General features: G+C 72.8%; 19 protein-coding genes. 11 read left to right on the top strand and 8 right to left on the bottom strand.

Annotated elements, in window-relative coordinates:
* Nucleotides 1–32 precede the first annotated feature (32 nt).
* A complete protein-coding gene (locus FHX71_RS13155) occupies nt 33–1,007 on the bottom strand; it encodes an aldo/keto reductase (protein WP_182616900.1) in 975 nt (324 codons plus the stop codon).
* A gap of 68 nt (nt 1,008–1,075) precedes the next feature.
* On the opposite strand from FHX71_RS13155, the gene FHX71_RS13150 reads away from it, so the two are divergent.
* The 3 genes from FHX71_RS13150 to FHX71_RS13140 all read left to right on the top strand — a co-directional run bounded on the left by FHX71_RS13150 (nt 1,076) and on the right by FHX71_RS13140 (nt 3,708).
* Nucleotides 1,076–1,996, top strand: a complete 921-nt coding sequence (locus tag FHX71_RS13150) for an undecaprenyl-diphosphate phosphatase (RefSeq protein ID WP_182616898.1) — start codon at nt 1,076–1,078, stop codon at nt 1,994–1,996.
* A gap of 63 nt (nt 1,997–2,059) precedes the next feature.
* Nucleotides 2,060–3,370: a cysteine--1-D-myo-inosityl 2-amino-2-deoxy-alpha-D-glucopyranoside ligase gene (mshC, locus tag FHX71_RS13145; protein ID WP_182616896.1), complete on the top strand. Its 1,311-nt coding sequence runs from the start codon at nt 2,060–2,062 to the stop codon at nt 3,368–3,370.
* 122 nt (nt 3,371–3,492) lie between these two features.
* A complete protein-coding gene (locus tag FHX71_RS13140) occupies nt 3,493–3,708 on the top strand; it encodes a hypothetical protein (protein WP_182616894.1) in 216 nt (71 codons plus the stop codon).
* 99 nt (nt 3,709–3,807) lie between these two features.
* Here FHX71_RS13140 and FHX71_RS13135 read toward each other — a convergent pair whose 3' ends face one another.
* Both FHX71_RS13135 and FHX71_RS13130 read right to left on the bottom strand, forming a co-directional pair.
* Complete coding sequence (locus tag FHX71_RS13135; RefSeq protein WP_182616892.1) at nt 3,808–4,686, bottom strand: PAC2 family protein; 879 nt, start codon at nt 4,684–4,686, stop codon at nt 3,808–3,810.
* Between the two features lie 129 nt (nt 4,687–4,815).
* Nucleotides 4,816–5,103, bottom strand: a complete 288-nt coding sequence (locus tag FHX71_RS13130) for a hypothetical protein (protein WP_182616890.1) — start codon at nt 5,101–5,103, stop codon at nt 4,816–4,818.
* Nucleotides 5,104–5,229: 126 nt separating this feature from the next.
* Between FHX71_RS13130 and FHX71_RS13125 the strand changes: the two genes are divergently transcribed.
* Nucleotides 5,230–5,991, top strand: a complete 762-nt coding sequence (locus FHX71_RS13125; protein WP_182616888.1) for a helix-turn-helix domain-containing protein — start codon at nt 5,230–5,232, stop codon at nt 5,989–5,991.
* The gene (locus tag FHX71_RS13120) at nt 5,991–6,464 is read left to right on the top strand and encodes an NUDIX hydrolase (protein WP_182616886.1); all 474 of its coding nucleotides are present in this window, start codon (nt 5,991–5,993) and stop codon (nt 6,462–6,464) included. The genes FHX71_RS13125 and FHX71_RS13120 overlap by 1 nt, the downstream gene beginning before the upstream one ends.
* 9 nt (nt 6,465–6,473) lie before the next feature.
* On the opposite strand, the gene FHX71_RS13115 is transcribed toward FHX71_RS13120, so the two are convergent.
* The 3 genes from FHX71_RS13115 to FHX71_RS13105 all read right to left on the bottom strand — a co-directional run bounded on the left by FHX71_RS13115 (nt 6,474) and on the right by FHX71_RS13105 (nt 8,276).
* Entirely contained in the window at nt 6,474–7,133 is a 660-nt protein-coding gene (locus tag FHX71_RS13115) for an HD domain-containing protein (RefSeq protein ID WP_220489669.1), read from the bottom strand.
* Between the two features lie 28 nt (nt 7,134–7,161).
* A complete protein-coding gene (locus FHX71_RS13110) occupies nt 7,162–7,563 on the bottom strand; it encodes a hypothetical protein (protein ID WP_182616884.1) in 402 nt (133 codons plus the stop codon).
* A 485-nt stretch (nt 7,564–8,048) separates the two neighbouring features.
* Nucleotides 8,049–8,276: a hypothetical protein gene (locus FHX71_RS13105; RefSeq protein ID WP_182616881.1), complete on the bottom strand. Its 228-nt coding sequence runs from the start codon at nt 8,274–8,276 to the stop codon at nt 8,049–8,051.
* A gap of 116 nt (nt 8,277–8,392) precedes the next feature.
* Here FHX71_RS13105 and FHX71_RS13100 point away from each other — a divergent pair, with 116 nt between their 5' ends.
* Entirely contained in the window at nt 8,393–10,084 is a 1,692-nt protein-coding gene (locus FHX71_RS13100; RefSeq protein ID WP_182616879.1) for a serine/threonine-protein kinase, read from the top strand.
* Nucleotides 10,085–10,163: 79 nt separating this feature from the next.
* Nucleotides 10,164–10,706, top strand: coding sequence for a hypothetical protein (locus FHX71_RS13095; protein ID WP_182616877.1), 543 nt, complete (start codon nt 10,164–10,166; stop codon nt 10,704–10,706).
* Between the two features lie 47 nt (nt 10,707–10,753).
* On the opposite strand, the gene FHX71_RS13090 is transcribed toward FHX71_RS13095, so the two are convergent.
* Complete coding sequence (locus FHX71_RS13090) at nt 10,754–11,314, bottom strand: HD domain-containing protein (RefSeq protein WP_182616875.1); 561 nt, start codon at nt 11,312–11,314, stop codon at nt 10,754–10,756.
* A 74-nt stretch (nt 11,315–11,388) separates the two neighbouring features.
* On the opposite strand from FHX71_RS13090, the gene FHX71_RS13085 reads away from it, so the two are divergent.
* Nucleotides 11,389–12,075, top strand: coding sequence for an HAD family hydrolase (locus tag FHX71_RS13085; RefSeq protein ID WP_312877036.1), 687 nt, complete (start codon nt 11,389–11,391; stop codon nt 12,073–12,075).
* A 63-nt stretch (nt 12,076–12,138) separates the two neighbouring features.
* On the opposite strand, the gene FHX71_RS13080 is transcribed toward FHX71_RS13085, so the two are convergent.
* Nucleotides 12,139–13,056: a RecB family exonuclease gene (locus FHX71_RS13080; RefSeq protein ID WP_182616871.1), complete on the bottom strand. Its 918-nt coding sequence runs from the start codon at nt 13,054–13,056 to the stop codon at nt 12,139–12,141.
* A gap of 92 nt (nt 13,057–13,148) precedes the next feature.
* On the opposite strand from FHX71_RS13080, the gene FHX71_RS30055 reads away from it, so the two are divergent.
* The 3 genes from FHX71_RS30055 to arc all read left to right on the top strand — a co-directional run bounded on the left by FHX71_RS30055 (nt 13,149) and on the right by arc (nt 17,205).
* Nucleotides 13,149–14,330, top strand: coding sequence for a site-2 protease family protein (locus tag FHX71_RS30055; protein WP_182616869.1), 1,182 nt, complete (start codon nt 13,149–13,151; stop codon nt 14,328–14,330).
* A gap of 58 nt (nt 14,331–14,388) precedes the next feature.
* On the top strand, nt 14,389–15,402 hold the full coding sequence (locus tag FHX71_RS13070; RefSeq protein ID WP_312877035.1) for a tRNA (adenine-N1)-methyltransferase: 1,014 nt from the start codon (nt 14,389–14,391) through the stop codon (nt 15,400–15,402).
* Between the two features lie 141 nt (nt 15,403–15,543).
* Nucleotides 15,544–17,205 carry a proteasome ATPase gene (gene arc / locus FHX71_RS13065; RefSeq protein ID WP_182616868.1) on the top strand — a complete coding sequence of 554 codons (1,662 nt, stop codon included), beginning with the start codon at nt 15,544–15,546 and terminating at the stop codon, nt 17,203–17,205.
* Nucleotides 17,206–17,275 lie beyond the last annotated feature (70 nt).

The following is a 17,275-nucleotide window of genomic DNA, read 5'->3' as shown; positions in this document are numbered from 1 at the left end:
CACGACCTCAGGCACGGGTCCGGGCGGAACGGTCACCAGCGCTCCGGGTAGCCGATGTCGGGCGCGGAGACGTCGTCGAGCGCGGCGTGCACCTCGTAGGGCAGGTCGAGGGACACGGCCTCCAGCGACGAACGGAGCTGGGCCGGCGTTCGCGCGCCCACGATCGCCGACGCGATGCCCTCGCGCTCCAGGAGCCAGGCCAGCGCCACCTCGCCGGGTGCGCGCCCCAGTCCCTCGGCGGCGGTCGCCACGGCCTCGACGACGTCGGTCGCCGGCCCCTCCAGGTACGGCTGCACGAAGCCCGCCTGCGACCCTGCCGCCCGGGAGTCGGCGGGGATGGCGCGCCGGTACTTGCCCGTGAGCACGCCGCGCCCGAGCGGGGACCAGGCCAGGAGCCCGGCCCCGAGCGCGTCGGCGGCGGGGAGGACGTCGCGCTCCACGCCGCGCTGCAGCAGCGAGTACTCGAGCTCGACGGCGGCCAGGCCGACGTCGGGCTCCAGCAGCGTCGCCGTCCGCGCCGTCGCCCAGCCGGGGTGGTTGCTCAGGCCCACGTACCGGGCGCGCCCGCTGGTCACCGCGATGCGCAGCGCGTTGCACGTCTCCTCCAGGGACGTGTTCGGGTCGGGGCAGGCCACGAGGAACAGGTCCACGTGGTCGGTGCCCATCCGCACCAGCGACTCGTCGAGGCTGTCGAGCAGCGCGCCGCGCGAGGCGTCCACCACCCGGCCCGGCCCGCCGTCGGGCCGTGACTCGGCGCGGATGCCCGCCTTGGTGGCGAGCACGAGCTCGTGCCGCCCCACCTTGCCGGACAGCAGCGTGCCGATCACGCGCTCGGAGTCGCCGTCGGCGTAGCTGGCCGCCGTGTCCACGAGGGTGCCACCGGCGTCCAGGAAGTCTCGTACCTGCTCGGCCGCGTCGATCTCGTCGGTGTCGCGGCCCCATGCCATGGTGCCGAGCCCGAGCTCCGAGACCCGCAGGCCCGACCTGCCCACCCGGCGTCGTTCCATGTGCGGCAGACTAACCGCGGCGCAGGCGCGTGCGTCAGGAGGCGCGCCGTGGGGTAGTGTCACGGCCCGTGACTGCGTGGGAAGCCATCCTTCTGGGCCTGGTCCAGGGCCTGACCGAATTCCTCCCGATCTCTTCGTCGGCGCACCTGCGGATCGTCGGTGAGCTGATCGGGTCGAGCGACCCTGGCGCGGCCTTCACGGCCATCACGCAGATCGGCACCGAGGCCGCGGTGATCATCTACTACCGCCAGAAGATCGGCGTCATCCTCGTCGCCTGGTTCAAGGCCCTGTCGGGCGCCTACGGCAAGGGCTGGCGGGCCCGCGCGGGCCTCGGGCCGCGCCCCGGCTCCGTCGACGTGCGGCACGGCCGCCCCGGCGTGATCGCCAACCCCGACGCCGCGATGGGCTGGTACATCATCTTCGGGTCGATCCCGATCGTGGTGCTGGGCCTGCTGTTCCAGGACTACATCGAGACCACGCTGCGCAACCTGTGGATCACCGTCTTCATGCTGGCGTTCTTCGCGATCCTGCTGCTCCTGGCGGACATCTACGGCCGCCGTGAGCGCGAGCTGACCACGCTGACCGGCCGCAGCGCCATCGGCTTCGGGTTCGCCCAGGCCCTCGCGCTGGTGCCGGGCGTGTCCCGCTCGGGCGGCACCATCACCGCCGGCCTGACCATGGGCTTCACCCGCAAGGCCGCGGCGGACTACTCGTTCCTGCTCGCGATCCCGGCCGTGCTCGGCTCGGGCTTCTACCAGCTCGTCAAGACGCTCGGCGAGCCGATGCCGGCCGGGTCGCCCGGCTGGGGCGCCATCCTGCTGGCGACGGTCGTCGCGTTCGGTGTGGGCTACGCGGTGATCATCGGGTTCCTCAAGATCATCGCCAACTACTCCTACAAGCCGTTCGTGTACTACCGGCTCGTGCTCGCGGCCGTGGTCGTGTACCTGCTCATGTCGGGCACGATCGACGCGCACGGCGGCGTCGCGTAGAACACACGCGTAGTGCCCTGACATGGTCAGGGAGTGTCACAGGCGGCGGTTATCGTTGGTCGCGTGTACGCCTGGCCCACACCCCAAGTCCCGCTGCTCCCCGGCTCTCCCGCACCCGCCCCGGTGCGGGTCCACGACTCGTCGTCGGGTGAGCTCGTGGAGGCGGCGCCGGGTACCCGGGCAGGGCTGTACGCGTGCGGCATCACGCCGTACGACGCCACCCACATCGGGCACGCGAACACCTACGTGACGTTCGACCTGCTGGTGCGCGCCTGGCGCGACGCGGGCAAGGACGTCGTCTACGCCTCGAACGTGACCGACGTCGACGACCCGCTGCTGGAGCGTGCCGAGGCGACCGGGATGGACTGGCGCGAGCTCGCCGCCTCCCAGATCGCCCTGTTCCGCGAGGACATGACGGCGCTCGGCGTCATCCCGCCCGCCACCTGGACGGGCGCCGTGGAGTCGGCCCAGGACGTCGCGCGCGCCGTGGCGGCCATGGTCGAGACCGGCGCCGCCTACCGGGTCTCCCTGGAGCCGGGCGCCGGAGGGTCGACGCCGGAGCTGGGCGACGTCTACGCGGACCTCACCGCCGACCCGCGCTTCGGCCAGGTCGCGCACCTCGACCGGGCCGAGGCGCTGGCCACCTTCGCGGAGCGCGGCGGCGACCCCGACCGCGAGGGCAAGAAGGACCCGCTGGACCCGCTGCTGTGGCGCCGGGAGCGCCCGGGCGAGCCCTCCTGGGACGGCGGCCCGCTCGGCACCGGCCGCCCCGGCTGGCACATCGAGTGCGCCGTGATCGCGCGCGACGGCCTCGACGTCGCCGCGGGGGAGCGGCTCGACGTGCAGGGCGGCGGCTCGGACCTGCTCTTCCCGCACCACGAGATGTCGACGTCGCACCTGCGCGTGCTGTGTCCCGCGCCCGACGGCGGCGAGCCCGCCGGCGCCCGGACGCACGTCCACGCCGGCCTGGTCGCCTACCAGGGCGAGAAGATGAGCAAGTCGCTCGGCAACCTGGTGCTCGTCTCCCGGCTGCGGGACGAGGGCCACGACCCGATGGCGATCCGGCTGGCCCTGCTGGCCCACCACTACCGCACCGAGTGGGAGTGGGACGAGACCACGCTGCCGGCGGGCGAGGCCCGCCTCGTCCGGTGGCGCGACGCGGTCTCGGGCAACGGCGGTCCGTCCGCCGACGCGACCCTCGCCGCGGTCCGCGCGGCGCTCGCCGACGACCTCGACGCACCCGCCGCGCTGGCCGCCGTCGACGCGTGGGCTGAAAGTTCCCTGGACGCGTCCCGGGACACCTCGGCCGACGAGGAGGGCGCGCCCGGGATCATCGCCCGGACGGTAAACGCCCTGCTCGGAGTGCGTCTTTAACCCTTTCCGAGCCTGATTTCGACCCGGTTTTCGTGAGGTAGGCCAGCACCACGCCAAGCGCTTACCGGGTTAGTTTTGGCCCCTGCTTCCGTTTGCATTTAACCCGGGGCAGGATGGGGAACATGACGGAGTACGAGGAAGACTTCACGGGTGAGACCCGGGTCACCGTCACGACGGCGCCCAGGTGCAGCACGCGGTACCGAGTGGTACGGAACGGACCAGGGTTCGCCCCGGTCTACGACCGCGTCGAGGACGCCGCACGGTGTCTCGAGACATGGGTGGGCTTCCACGGGCCGGACGCAGGAGTGCGGATCGAGCCCATCTCCAGCAGCGCGTGATCGCCACGCCCGACAACACGTCAGAGGCCTGAGCCCCACCGGGGGCTCAGGCCTCTGTGCTTTTCATGACTTCGGGGCTCGTCGGAGCCTCGGACCTTGTCAGAGCTTCTCGGGCCCGCTGTCCTTGCCGCCGCCGTCGCGCCGGCGCAGGTAGCGCTCGAACTCGCGGGCGATGGCGTCGCCGGAGGCCTCGGGCAGCTCGGCGGTGTCCTTCGCCTCCTCGAGCTGGGCCACGTACTCGGAGATCTCGGAGTCCTCGGACGCCAGCTCGTCCACGCCGTGCTGCCACGCCGCGGCGTCGTCGGGCAGCTCGCCCATGGGGACGGTCTCGCCGAGGATCTCCTCCACGCGCGTGAGGATCGCGAGGGTCGCCTTCGGGGAGGGCGGGTTGGCGACGTAGTGCGGCACGGCCGCCCACAGGCTGACGGACTGCAGGTTGCGCTCGGCCGCCTCGTGCTGGAGCACCCCGACGATCCCGGTGGGGCCCTGGTACGTGTTGGCCTCGATGTCGAGCACCGACTGCAGGCCCACGCTGTCCGAGGTCGCGGTCATCGGGATGGGCCGCGTGTGCGGGACGTCCGCCAGCAGCGCGCCGAGCGTGATGACGGTGCGGACCCCGAGCTCGTCGGCGACCCGCAGCAGCTCCTCGCAGTACTTGCGCCAGCGCATCGACGGCTCGACGCCGTGCACCAGCACGACCTTGCGTTCGCCCACCTGCGCGACCGAGATGGTCGTCGTCGGCCACGTGATGGAGCGTTTCCCGTCGTCGTCCAACGAGATGTACGGGCGGTTGACCTGGAAGTCGTGGAACTCCTCGGGGTCGAGCTCGGTCACCTTCTCGGCACCCCACACCTCGGCCAGGTGCGTGAGTGCCGTGGTCGCCGCACTCCCCGCGTCGTTCCAACCTTCGAAGGCAGCGAGGAGCACGGTCTGGCGAGGCGAGGCCTGCTCCGGCTGCTCGTGATGCGCGTCGGTCATCCCCCCACCCTAGGGTGTGCGGCGCTCGACGTGACCAGGGGCACGGCCGCGTTCGCGGACGGGCGAATCGGTGGCGCGGCGGTGGCGCCGGACGGGACGTTCAGCTCGGCGGCCGGGTCGCAGGTCGGCTCAGAAGACCGGCACGCCGGCCCGCAGCGCGCCCCTGACCTGCACCTCGACACCCCGCCAGGTGCCCGACCACAGGGTGTACCCGGGGTTCAGCATGCGCTGGTCGATGGCGTGCTCCAGGCCCAGGGCCCGCGCGATGGACTCGCCGTCGTCCAGGTGCCAGGGCTGCAGGCAGACCCGCTCGGGCGTCACCGTCAGGACCTCGATCCAGTCCGCGCGGACGTGCCGCAGCAGGTCGATGACATCGCCGAGACGTTCTGTGACCGACTGCGAGGCAATGGGGTTCACGAGGTTCTCCGGGACATGGGTCGGGCAGGTGGACTGACTGGTACCACCATGCGCCGGGGGTATGGGACGTGCCATCGGCAGCGCCCGGGACGTTTCGGTGATAGATACGTCCCTAAGGGGGTACACGTGAGAAACCAACGACTGGTCGCGGCGATGAGCCAGGCAGGCCTGAGCCAGGTCCGGCTCGCGGCCGCCGTCGGCGTCGACCCGAAGACCGTGGAGCGGTGGGTGGCGCAGGGGCGCACCCCGCACCCGCGGCACCGCGTCGCGGTGTCCGAGGCGCTGGGCTGCGACGTCGCGGCCCTGTGGGGCGACGTCGACCGCGCCGAGGCCGCCGCGCAGGAGATCGTGGGCGTCTACCCGGCGCGCCGCGCGGTGCCGTCCGGGACCTGGCGCGCGTTCCTTGCGGGCGTGGAGCAGCGGTTCGAGCTGCACGCGTTCGCGGCGACGTTCCTGCCGGACCAGACCCTGGACCTGACCACCGAGATCGTCACGATGGCGGCCCGCGGCGTGCGGGTGCGCCTGCTGCTGGGCGACCCGGAGGGCGACGCGGTGACGGTGCGCACCGCGGAGGAGGGCGGCACGGGACTCTCCGGGCGCATCGCCCTGGTGCTGGCCTACCTGGCCCCCGCGCTCGGCACGCCGGGCGTGGAGGTGCGGCTGCACGACAGCACGCTGTACGCGACGACCTTCCGGTTCGACGACGACCTGCTGGTCAACACGCACGTCTGGGGCTCGCCCGCGGGCGCGAACCCGCTGCTGCACCTCAAGGACGGCCCCGAGGCGTCGATGGCGCCCGCCTACCAGGCGGGTTTCGAGCGGGTGTGGAACGCCTCGACGCCGTTGAGGGTCTGGCCGCGGACGGAGGATCCGGACGAGGTGTCGTGATGACGCGGCTCGACTACTTCGACGACCCGGCCGCACCGGCGGTGAACTCGGTGGTGCCGTCGGTCACGGTGGCCGTGCGCGACGACGGCGGGCGCCTGCTGCTCATCCACCGCACGGACAACGACCTGTGGGCGCTGCCCGGCGGAGGCATCGACCCGGGGGAGACCGTGCGGCAGGCGGGCGTCCGGGAGACCGAGGAGGAGACGGGCTACCACGTGCGCATCACGGGCCTGGTCGGGATCTACACCGACCCCCGGCACGTGATCGTCTACTCGGACGGCGAGGTCCGGGCCCAGTTCTCCATCTGCATGCGCGCCACGGTCACCGGGGGGAGCGCGCGCATCTCGGGCGAGTCCAGCGAGGTCGTGTGGCAGCCGGTGGACCGGCTCGGTGAGCTGGAGATCCACCCGTCGATGCGGCTGCGCATCGACCACGCGGTGGACGCCACGCGCACCGAGCCGTTCCTCACCTGAGCCGGGGCGTCACCGCCCCCGGAGGCGCTCCTCGACGGCGGACACCAGGCGCCGCAGCTGCGGCTCCGCGCGGTGGATGCTGCGCGAGACGAGGTGGCCCGGCGCGTAGCGGTCGTAGATGCACTCCAGCCGCTCGTCCACGTCGACGGGCCGGCCGGTGGCCGAGGTGGTCATGTCGCAGTAGGTCAGCAGGTCCAGCAGGTCGGTGTCCGACGGCGGCGGGAACTCGTCGCGCAGCCGCGTGTCGAGGTGGCGCTCGCCCGCCTCGACGAGGGCGGAGGTGTGGTGCGCGACGAGGCTCGTCAGCTCGTCCGGGGCGCCGAGGCGGCGCAGGTAGCGGGCGCCGTCGAGCTGGTGCAGGCCCGTGTCGCGGGCCGCGGCGGCGTACCCGATGTCGTGCAGGTAGGCCGCGGAGACGAGCAGCTCCGGCCGCCCCAGGGCGCGGGCGACCTGCTCCGCGCGCCGGCCGACGCCGAGCGAGTGGGCGAGCCGGTCGGTGCTGGGCTCGAAGACCTCGGCCAGCAGCTCCCGCGCACCCTGCGGACCGAGGTCCCGAGCGGCGGTCCGGTGCACCGGTTCACCGTAGGCCGGTGCGCCGTGCGCGGCGCGTCGGGCGGCGCGCCGGCCGGTGAAGAGGGCGGTCAGAGTAGGCGTCGTGGTCTGCATCATGGCTGTCCCCCTGCGTCGTACGTCGTCGTCAGAGCTCCGGGCGTCCCGTCGCGACCCACCGGCGGACCAGCGCCGTCGCGCGCCGGTGGCCGGCCAGGGCCGCCTCCCGGGTGGCGTGCAGCTCGGCGTGCTGCTCGGTGCAGTCGAGGCGTTCGTCCTCGGGGAGCACACCGTCCGGGTCGAGCCGTTCGACGAACACCATCGTCTCGTAGATGAGCGGGGTGTGGTCGTCGTCGTCCTCGAGCGTCGCGGTGGTGTCGATCCCGGTCCACACCGTGGACACGTGGTAGATCCCGATGTGGTCCCGGGCGAGGTGCGCGGACCCGGCCCCGAGCCGGAGCACCGACCACTGGTCCTGCGTGATCGGGTTGCCGTCGAGGTCGTAGTACATCCGCTGCGAGAGCCGCTCGAAGAAGTCGGGTCCGAACACGTTCTGTCTCCCCCTGGGTCGGTACCGGGACTCGCCGGCCGAAACCGTCGATCGTGTGCCAGCATCGCCCAGGTTGCCCGGTTCCGCTCGGCGGGGAGGTGGTGGCTCCGGCGTCGGGCGCCGTTCCCCGCGGCGCGCGGGACCGGGAGCGTTTTCCCAGCGCACGGGGCTGGAACTCCGTTATCGTCGCGGTCCGTGACCAGCGGGCGGCAGGGGGACGGGGCCATCGGGAGACTCGAGCATCTCACCCGGTTCGTGGGCGAGCTGGCCGGGGGAGGTGCGCCGGGCGGGCGCCGCGGCGGCCTGGACCGCTGGCGCGCGCACGACTGGCACGCCGCCCTCCTGGACGTGCCGCTCGACGACCGGGCGTACGCGGACCGCTTCCAGGTCACCCGGGAGCGGGAGATCGAGCGCCTGTGGGCGTGGTGGCCCGGACGCGCCGACGCGTCCGCCACGACACCCCGCACCGCCGGGTTCCTGGGGTTCTACCTGCTCACGCTCGTGGCCATGCACAGCTCGGACCGGGTGCGGTTCCACGGCGACGCGCCGTGGGACGTCCGCGTCGCCGGCCGGCTCGCGGCCGAGCTGAGCACCGAGCTCGTCGCCGACCCCGACGTGCGGCGCGCCCTGGCCGCGCTGCACGGCCCGGACGCCGGGTGGGCGTCCGGCGCGTCCGGCCCGGCGCGGGCCGAGTGGGCGGCGCTCGACCTCACCAGCCTGGAGTTCTACGCTCGACCTCACCAGCCTGGAGTTCTACCGGCACGGCACGACGTCGCTCATCCTCACCGGGCGGGCCGCGCAGCCGTCCCAGGGGCGCACGGCGACGTTCGTGCTCAAGTGCGTCATCCACCCCTACCTCACGATCCCGGCGATCGTCGACGCCACCCGCGGCTACCTCGACACGCACGGGCGGCAGGGCACCGACGAGCCGTCGCCGGCGGTGCCCGTCTGGGCGAGCCACGACAGCTGGATCCTCATGGACCTCGTGCGCGGCCTGACGATGGGGGAGTACCTGGCCCGCCGTGCCGCCGCGCAACCGCCCCCGCCCGCCCGGGAGATCCAGCGCCCGGTGGACACGCCGGCCCTGCGCGACCTCGGCGGTGCGCTGCTCACCGCGCTCGCGGAGCTCGAGCGCGACCGGCAGCGGCACGACGACCTCACGCCGTCCAACATCATCGTCCAGGACGAGCCGTCCGGGCAGATCCGGCTGCGGTTCGTCGACCTGGGCGTCAACCACCTCCACGCCCGGTCCATCACCGGGCAGGGGCAGGGCGAAGGGGTGTTCGCCGCACCCGAGGTGCGCCGCGACGGCGTCGGGCACCCGCTCGCCGACCTGTACTCCCTGGGCGCCCTGCTCGTCGCGATCGCCGGGGTACCGCACACCACCGACGGCACCGTGCCCGACCAGTTCTACGTGGTGTCCGTCGGGCTGGCCCGCCTGCTGGAGGACCTGACCGACGCCGACCCCGCCCGGCGGCTGCTGGTCACCCCGGTCGACCCGGCGAGACCGACGTTCGAGCAGGTCGGGCGGGTGCTGCGTGACGAGGTGGCGATCCTCGAGCAGGACGGGCGGGAACGTCCCCGAGGCGCGTGGCAGCGGCTGCGCGACCTGTCGCCCGGCGCCGGGACCGTGGCCCGCCAGCACCGCATGGTGCGGACGCGCAGTGCCCAGGTCCGGGACGCCGCGGGCGCCGCGCACCTGCGCCAGGCCCGCCGGCTACGGCGGTGGGCCTGGCTCTTCGCCGTCCTGATCTGGTCCGCGACCGCCCTGGTGATCACGTGGTGGTCGCGCGACCTCGGCCTGTCCTGGCAGGCCAAGTGGTTCGAGATGGCGGACGAGGTGTTCGGCAGGTCCGGGGCCGGCCTGGTGTTCCTCGACGACGTCCGTGCCGCCGACTACCCGGTCCCGGACCCCTGGGGCAACCTCCCCGTGCGCCTGGTGACGCTCACGTTCGCGCTGGTCTCGGCCCGCCTCTACCTGAACGTCTTCGCCGAGCTGAGCACCGTCTGGGCCATGCCCCGGGACAGGCGCGACCGGCTGCGCGCGCTCGCCGCGGAGGTCGGCCTGCGCTCCCTGGCCATCCTGCCGCCCCTCTACGTGGTGCTGCCGACGCTCGTGCAGCGCGACTGGTGGCCCCTGTTCACCCTCGTCGGCCACGTCACCTTCGCCGTGGCGGTCCAGGCCTGCCTCTGGTTCGCCTGGGCCACCAACGCCCGCGCCCGTGCGGCGGGGCTCTCGTCCGTGCCGCGCGGCGAGATCGCCACGCTCGGACGGCTCGCTGCCTGGCAGCCCACCGTGGCGGTCTACCTGGTCCCGATCATCGGCATCGGCACGCTGCTCTCCCTGGGGCTCGTGCAGGACGTGCTGGTCTACGCCTCGTTCGTCAGCCTGATCAACCTGGGCATCTTCTACCCCAAGAGCGCCGGCACCGACGCGCCGTACATCCGCGCCGGGATGAACCGAGCTGCGCTCGCGGCCGAGCGGCTGGAGCACCTGGACCCGAATCAGTGCCGGAAATGAATGCATATGACCGTTTGTTCCGTCACGAATCACACCGGTCGGCGCGCGGAGCGGTCCAGGTTCGGGTGACGATGAACCAATGCTCAACCTGCGAAGTCACCGGGTCATGCTCTCCGCCGTCGGCGCGCTCGTCGTCGCCGGCGCCGGCAGCGGCATCGCCTGGTCCCAGGCCGAGCGCACCAGCGAGCCCGCTGACGTGCTGCTCGACGCCGTGGAGCACAGCGAGTCCACGATGCGTGACTACATCGACGAGGTCAGCGGCCGGTTCGACGAGATCGAGGCCACGTCCGACGTCGACGAGAAGGAGGAGCTCGCCGCCGCGCTCATGACCGACGTGCCCGACCTCGCCGACGAGGCCCGGTCCGGTGTCCTCGGCGCCAAGGAGGACGCCCAGGCGGTCTCGCTGGCCGACGGCGGCCGGCTCGACGCGGCCCGCGACGCCTACGTGGCGCACATGGACGCCTGGATCGCCGAGTACGAGCGGGCCATCGTCGCCCCGGCGAGCGTCGTCGAGATCGAGCCGCGCGTGAACAGCACGTTCGACCAGGCCGTCGCCGCGTTCGAGCGCAGCGACCTGGACTCCGGTCAGGAGCGGCGGGCGGAGGAGCTGCTCGCGGAGTGACCGTCCCGGTCGTGCCGGCTCAGCCGCGCCGGCTCAGTCGTGCCGGCTCAGCCGCGCCAGCTCATCGGTGACTGCGTGAGCGCGGCGTCCGCCACCCGGCGGGCCACGTCCGTGGTCAGCGCCGCGTAGGACGAGTCGATCCACTCCTGAACCCCGTCCTGGCCGGAGTGGCGGTACTCGACCGCCTGGACGAGGCACTCCAGCTTGTCCGCGTCGCGCGCGCACCGCGCCTCGGGCGTCTCCTGCGCCTCGAACTCGGTGACCGCGTCGACGACGGTGGCCGCTGCGGCCTCGGGCAGGGGAGCGACCTGGTCCTTCGTCACCGCCACGTTGTCCGGCTTGGTGAGGTACGGCCGCGCAGTGTGCGGCAGGTCGGTGATGCGGGTCTCCTGCGAGTCGTGCCACAGCGCGAGGTAGGCGGCCCGCGCCGGGTCGGCGCCCTCCTCGGCGGCCAGCAGCGCGGCGAGCTGCGCGACGCGCAGGCTGTGCTCGGCCACGGACTCCGGGTCGCGCACCCCGACCTGCCACCAGCCGGAGCGGCGCAGGCGCTTGAGCACGCCCATCTCGAAGGTGAAGGCGGCGATGCCGGAGGCGGCGGTGTGCGTCATGGCGCTATCGTCCGGCATCCGCCCCGTCGACCGCCCGTTACCAGCCGTTCGACGTCGGCACCTAGCATGTGTCGGTGCCCCGTGAATCGTCAGCCCTGCCCGCCGCCGTCCTGTTCGACATGGACGGCACCCTCGTCGACTCCGAGGCCTACTGGATGCGCGCGGAGCACGAGATCGTCGCCGCGCACGGCGCCACCTGGACGCACGAGGACGCGCTCGGCGCCGTCGGGCAGGCCCTCCTGACCACCGGCGGCATGCTGCGCGACGCCGGCGTGCCGCTCGAGCCGGCCGAGATCGTCGCCTGGCTCGTGGACCGCGTCAACGAGCAGCTCCGCGAGGCCGTGCCGTGGCGCTCCGGCGTCCTGGAGCTGCTGGGCGACCTGCGCGCCGCCGGCGTGCCCTGCGCCATCGTCACCATGTCCTACCGCAGCCAGGCCCAGGTCGTGGCCGACGGCGCCCCCGCGGGCACCTTCGCCCACCTCGTCACCGGCGACGGGGTCACGCACGGCAAGCCGCACCCCGAGCCGTACCTGGTCGCCGCCGACCTGTTCGGCGCGCGGCCCGAGGACTGCGTGGCGATCGAGGACTCCGGCCCCGGCATCACGTCGGCGCTCGCGTCGGGGGCCCGCACCCTCGGCGTGCCCGCCGAGGTGCCCGTGCCGCCGCGTCCCGGCCTGAGCCGGGCGGCGTCGCTCAAGCAGATCGACCTCGACGTGCTCGGCCGCATCGCGTCGGGCGAGGTCATCGACCTGCTCGGCTGAGCGCGCGTCTGCCGCGACCCGTCGGCCGGGCCTGCCCGGGCGGAGGCCCGGCCCACCCGGGCCCTAGTCCGTGATGCCCAGGCGCAGCGCGACCGCGCCCTCCGGGATCTCGGGCGGCGTGCCGCCGAACTCCGGGCACACCGCCTGGTGCGCGCACCAGCCGCACAGCTTGGACCGGCGCGGCTTCCACTCGCCGGTCCGCGCGGCCTCCTCGATGCCCGACCAGATGGCGCGGATCTTCTGCTCCGTGTGCTCCAGGTGGTCGGTCGTCGGCTCGCCGCGCAGCACCTGGCCGTCGCCCAGGTACACGAGCTGCAGCATCTTGGGCAGCACCCCGCGCTCGCGCCACAGCACCAGGCCGTAGAAGCGCATCTGGAAGACGGCCGACGTCTCGTAGCCGGGCCGCGGCGACCTGCCCGTCTTGTAGTCGACCACCCGCAGCGCGCCGTCGGGTGCCACGTCCAGCCGGTCCACGATGCCGCGCAGCAGCGGCCCGCCGTCGAGCTGCGACTCCACCAGGAGCTCCCGCTCGGCGGGCTCCAGCCGGTTCGGGTTCTCCAGCGTGAAGTAAGTGCCCAGCAGCGACCCCGCCCCGGCCAGCCAGCCCGCGCGGTCCTGCCCGTCCGGGCCGATCCCGTCGGTGAACAGCGTCGTGTACCGGTCGTCCGCCTCCAGCAGGCGGTCCCACTCGCCGGGCAGCAGGTCGTGCGCCGCGGCCAGGGTCCGCTCGCCCAGCGGGGCGTCGTAGAGGCGCTCCAGCACGGCGTGCACCAGCGTCCCGCGCGCGGCGGCGGCCGACGGCGGCTCCGGGAGCCGGTCCACCGTCCGGAACCGGAACAGCAGCGGGCACTGCATGAAGTCGTTGGCGCGCGAGGGCGACAGGGCCGGCGGCCGCGAGGGCGCGCGCACGGCGGCAGCGGCGTCCGCCGTCCCCGCGGTCGCGTCCGGCACCAGGCCCTGGGTCAGCTCCGTCGTCGTCATGCCCCAACCCTAGGGGCGGTCACCGACATCCCCCGGGAGCTGTCCACAGCGTGCCGTCACCCGCACGCCCCTCGGCCGGTTAGGTTTGTCCGGTGACCACCTCGGAGCCCGCCTCCACGCCCGCACCCGCCCCACAGCGCTCGAAGGGGATCGTGATCGGCCGCGTCGCCGGCGCGCCCGTCATCGTCACGCGGTCCTGGTTCCTCGCCGCCATCGTGCTGACCATCCTGTTCCTGCCCACCGTGCAGGGGCTCGCGCCCCATCTCGGGGCGGGCGCCTACCTCGTGGCGTTCGTGTTCGTGCTGCTCCTGTTCGGCTCCGTGTTCCTGCACGAGGCCGCGCACGCGCTGGTCGCCCGGGCCCGCGGCCAGAACGTGACCGAGCTCGCGATCACCATCTGGGGCGGCCACACGGCCTACACCGGCGGCCTCGGCCGGCCGCTCGACGGCTTCCTCGTCGCCGTCGTCGGGCCGCTGACCAACCTGGCGCTCGCGGGCGGGTTCTGGATCGCCTTCCAGGCCTCGCCGGTCATGAACGTGCCGACGCTCCTGCTCTGGGCCGGCGCGGTCTCCAACGCCTTCGTCGGCGTGTTCAACCTGCTCCCGGGCCTGCCGCTCGACGGCGGCCAGATCCTCGAGTCCCTGGTCTGGCAGGTCACGGGCAAGCGTTCGACGGGCACCATCGCGGCCGGCTGGGTGGGCCGCGTCGTCGCCGTCGGCGTGCTGCTCTGGGCCCTGGTGGTGCCGCTCCTGCAGGGCGCCACGCCCGTCCTCACCACCGTGCTGTGGTCGGCCCTGATCGGCGCGTTCCTCTGGGCGGGCGCGGGGGCCGCGATCAGCAACGGCCGCCGCCGGGAGGCCATCTCGGCGCTCGCCGCCGGCCGGCTCGCGCACCCGGCGCTCACGGTCGCGTACGGCTCCACGGTCGACGAGGCGCTGTCCGCCCGGGCGGCGGCGGTCGCCTCCGGCGTCCCGGTCGCGGCCGGCTACCGCCTCGTCGTGGTCGGGCAGGGCGGCGAGCCCGTCGCGGTGCTCGACGACGACGCCGTCGCCGCCGTGCCTGCCGCCGCCCGGCAGACGACGCCGGTCGACGCCGTCGCGCTGCCGTTCGTGGAGGGCAGCGCCGTCCACCCGGCGATGTCGGGCACCGACCTGCTGAACCACCTGGCCACCCGCTCCGCCGGCGCGCGCCTGGTCCCGGTGGTCGAGGACGGCCGGGTCACCGGCGTCCTCGACCTCGCCGACGTCGCGCGGGCGGTGCGCGGCACGGCGTGACCGCCGGCACCCGCCCGGCGGACGCGGGCCGGCGGGCCTGCACCTAGACTGGTCGGTCGTGACCACACCCACCGATGCCCCTACCGCCACCGGCGCCGAGCTGCGCCGCGGCCCGTTCCGCGTGGGCGACAAGGTCCAGCTGACCGACCCCAAGGGCCGCCTGCACACCATCACCCTGCAGCCCGGCGGCACCTTCCACACGCACCGGGGCTACTTCAAGCACGAGCAGATCATCGGGCAGCCGGAGGGCTCGGTGGTCGTGAACACGGCCGAGGTCGAGTACCTGGCGCTGCGCCCGCTGCTGGCCGACTACGTCCTGTCGATGCCGCGCGGTGCCGCCGTCGTCTACCCGAAGGATGCCGGGCAGATCATCGCCATGGCCGACATCTACCCGGGTGCCCGGGTCGTCGAGGCGGGCGTCGGCTCCGGCGCGCTGACGATGTCCCTGCTGCGCGCCGTCGGCGACGCCGGGAACGTGCACTCGATCGAGCGCCGCGAGGACTTCGCCGCGATCGCGCAGGGCAACGTCGAGACGTTCTTCGGCGGGCCGCACCCGGCGTGGAACCTGTCCGTGGGCGACCTGGCCGACGTGCTGCCCGAGGTGGCCGAGCCCGGCACCGTGGACCGTGTGGTCCTCGACATGCTCGCGCCGTGGGAGAACGTCGACGCCGTCGCGACCGCGCTCGCCCCCGGCGGGGTCCTTGTCTGCTATGTGGCCACCACGACCCAGCTTTCGCGCACAGCAGAAGATCTCCGTTCGGACGGCCGGTTCGGCGAGCCGGCGGCCTTCGAGACCATGGTCCGGGGGTGGCACCTCGAGGGTCTCGCGGTCCGTCCCGAGCACCGGATGATCGGGCACACCGGATTCCTCATCACGGCCCGCCGGCTGGCCGACGGCGTGATCGCGCCCCTGCGTAAACGGCGTCCTGCCAAGGGTGCGTACCCCGTGACGGCCGAGGCCGACTGGTCCCCCGAGGAGCTCGGCGAGCGCGCCATATCGGACAAGAAGATCCGAAAGGTGCGCCGTGACCTCGGCGTGGCACCTGAGGACGGCAACACCCCGTCTGCGTGAACGGCCTGTAACGATCGGGTACCCCGGACGTCTCAAACGGGTGTTCTTACTCCCGGTGTGTCAGTGACTGTGCTTAGAGTGCTGTTCTCGGAGGCGATTGCGTCATATGGTCGCCTCTCGGGCACTACGAGAGGGGATGTCATGACCGAGAACACGTCAGGATACAACCATCCCGAGCACGAGCCTTTGCCAAGCCGCGACCACGAGCGCCAGATTGCCCTCCTCTCAGCAAAGAACGAGCGCCTAGCGGAAGCGCTCCGCGCGGCGCGTGATCAGATAGTCGAGCTGAAGAAACAGCTCGACGACCTGGCCAAGCCGCCGGGCACGTACGCCGTGTTCCTGGGGGCTCATGCCGACGGCTCGGTGGACATCTCGTCCGCCGGCCGCAAGATGCACGTGTCCGCGAGCCCGAGCCTGGACGTCACGCGGCTGAGTCCGGGCCAGGAGGTCAAGCTCAACGAGGCGATGACCGTCGTCGGCGCGGGCGAGTACGAGCGCACCGGCGAGCTGGTGACCGTCAAGGAGATGCTGGGCGGCGACCGCGTGCTGGTGGTCGGCCGCGCCGACGAGGAGCGCGTGGTGCGCCTCGCCGGCTCGGTGATGGACGCCCCGCTCCGGGTCGGTGACTCGCTCACGGTCGACACCCGTAGCGGGTTCGTGTTCGAGATCGTGCCGAAGTCCGAGGTCGAGGAGCTGGTCCTCGAAGAGGTGCCGGACATCGAGTACGAGGACATCGGCGGTCTCGGGCCCCAGATCGAGGCGATCCGCGACGCGGTGGAGCTGCCGTTCGCGCACCCGGACCTCTTCCGGGAGCACGGGCTGCGCCCGCCGAAGGGCGTGCTGCTGTACGGGCCGCCCGGCTGCGGCAAGACGCTCATCGCCAAGGCCGTCGCCCACTCCCTCGCGGGGATGGTGGCGCGGGCCAACGGGGGCAACCCCGAGGTCAAGAGCTTCTTCCTGAACGTCAAGGGCCCGGAGCTCCTGAACAAGTACGTCGGCGAGACCGAACGGCACATCCGCCTGATCTTCGCCCGTGCCCGGGAGAAGGCCAGCCAGGGCATGCCCGTCGTCGTCTTCTTCGACGAGATGGAGTCGCTGTTCCGCACCCGCGGCACCGGCCTCTCCTCCGACGTGGAGACCACCATCGTGCCGCAGCTCCTCGCCGAGATCGACGGCGTCGAGCGGCTCGACAACGTCATCGTCATCGGCGCCTCGAACCGCGAGGACATGATCGACCCGGCCATCCTGCGCCCGGGACGCCTCGACGTGAAGATCAAGATCGAGCGGCCCGACGCCGAGGGTGCCAAGGAGGTCTTCGGCAAGTACCTCACCAAGGAGCTGCCGATCCACGCGGACGACCTGTCGGAGTACGGCGGCAATGTCAGCGAGGCCCTGGACGGCATGATCACCTCGGTCGTGGAGCGCATGTACTCCGAGGACGAGGAGAACCAGTTCCTCGAGGTCACCTACGCCTCCGGCGACAAGGAGACCCTGTTCTTCAAGGACTTCAACTCCGGCGCCATGATCCAGAACGTGGTCGACCGGGCCAAGAAGAACGCGATCAAGGACTTCCTGGCCTCGGGGCAGAAGGGCATCCGCGTGGAGCACCTCCTGACCGCGTGCGTCGACGAGTTCAAGGAGAACGAGGACCTCCCGAACACGACCAACCCCGACGACTGGGCGCGGATCAGCGGCAAGAAGGGCGAGCGCATCGTCTTCATCCGCACCATCGTGCAGAAGAAGGGCGAGGGCGCCACGCCCCGCACCATCGACACCGTCCAGAACACCGGCCAGTACCTCTGACCGCGCAACCGGGCAGGTCCGCGTCCGTCGACCGGGCGCGGACCTGCCCGACCATCGGGACTACTCCGGC

This window comes from Promicromonospora sukumoe (assembly GCF_014137995.1).
Classification (GTDB): Bacteria; Actinomycetota; Actinomycetes; order Actinomycetales; family Cellulomonadaceae; genus Promicromonospora; species Promicromonospora sukumoe.
Note: the sequence above shows the minus strand (reverse complement) of the source record. Positions and strands in the feature narration are given on the sequence as shown.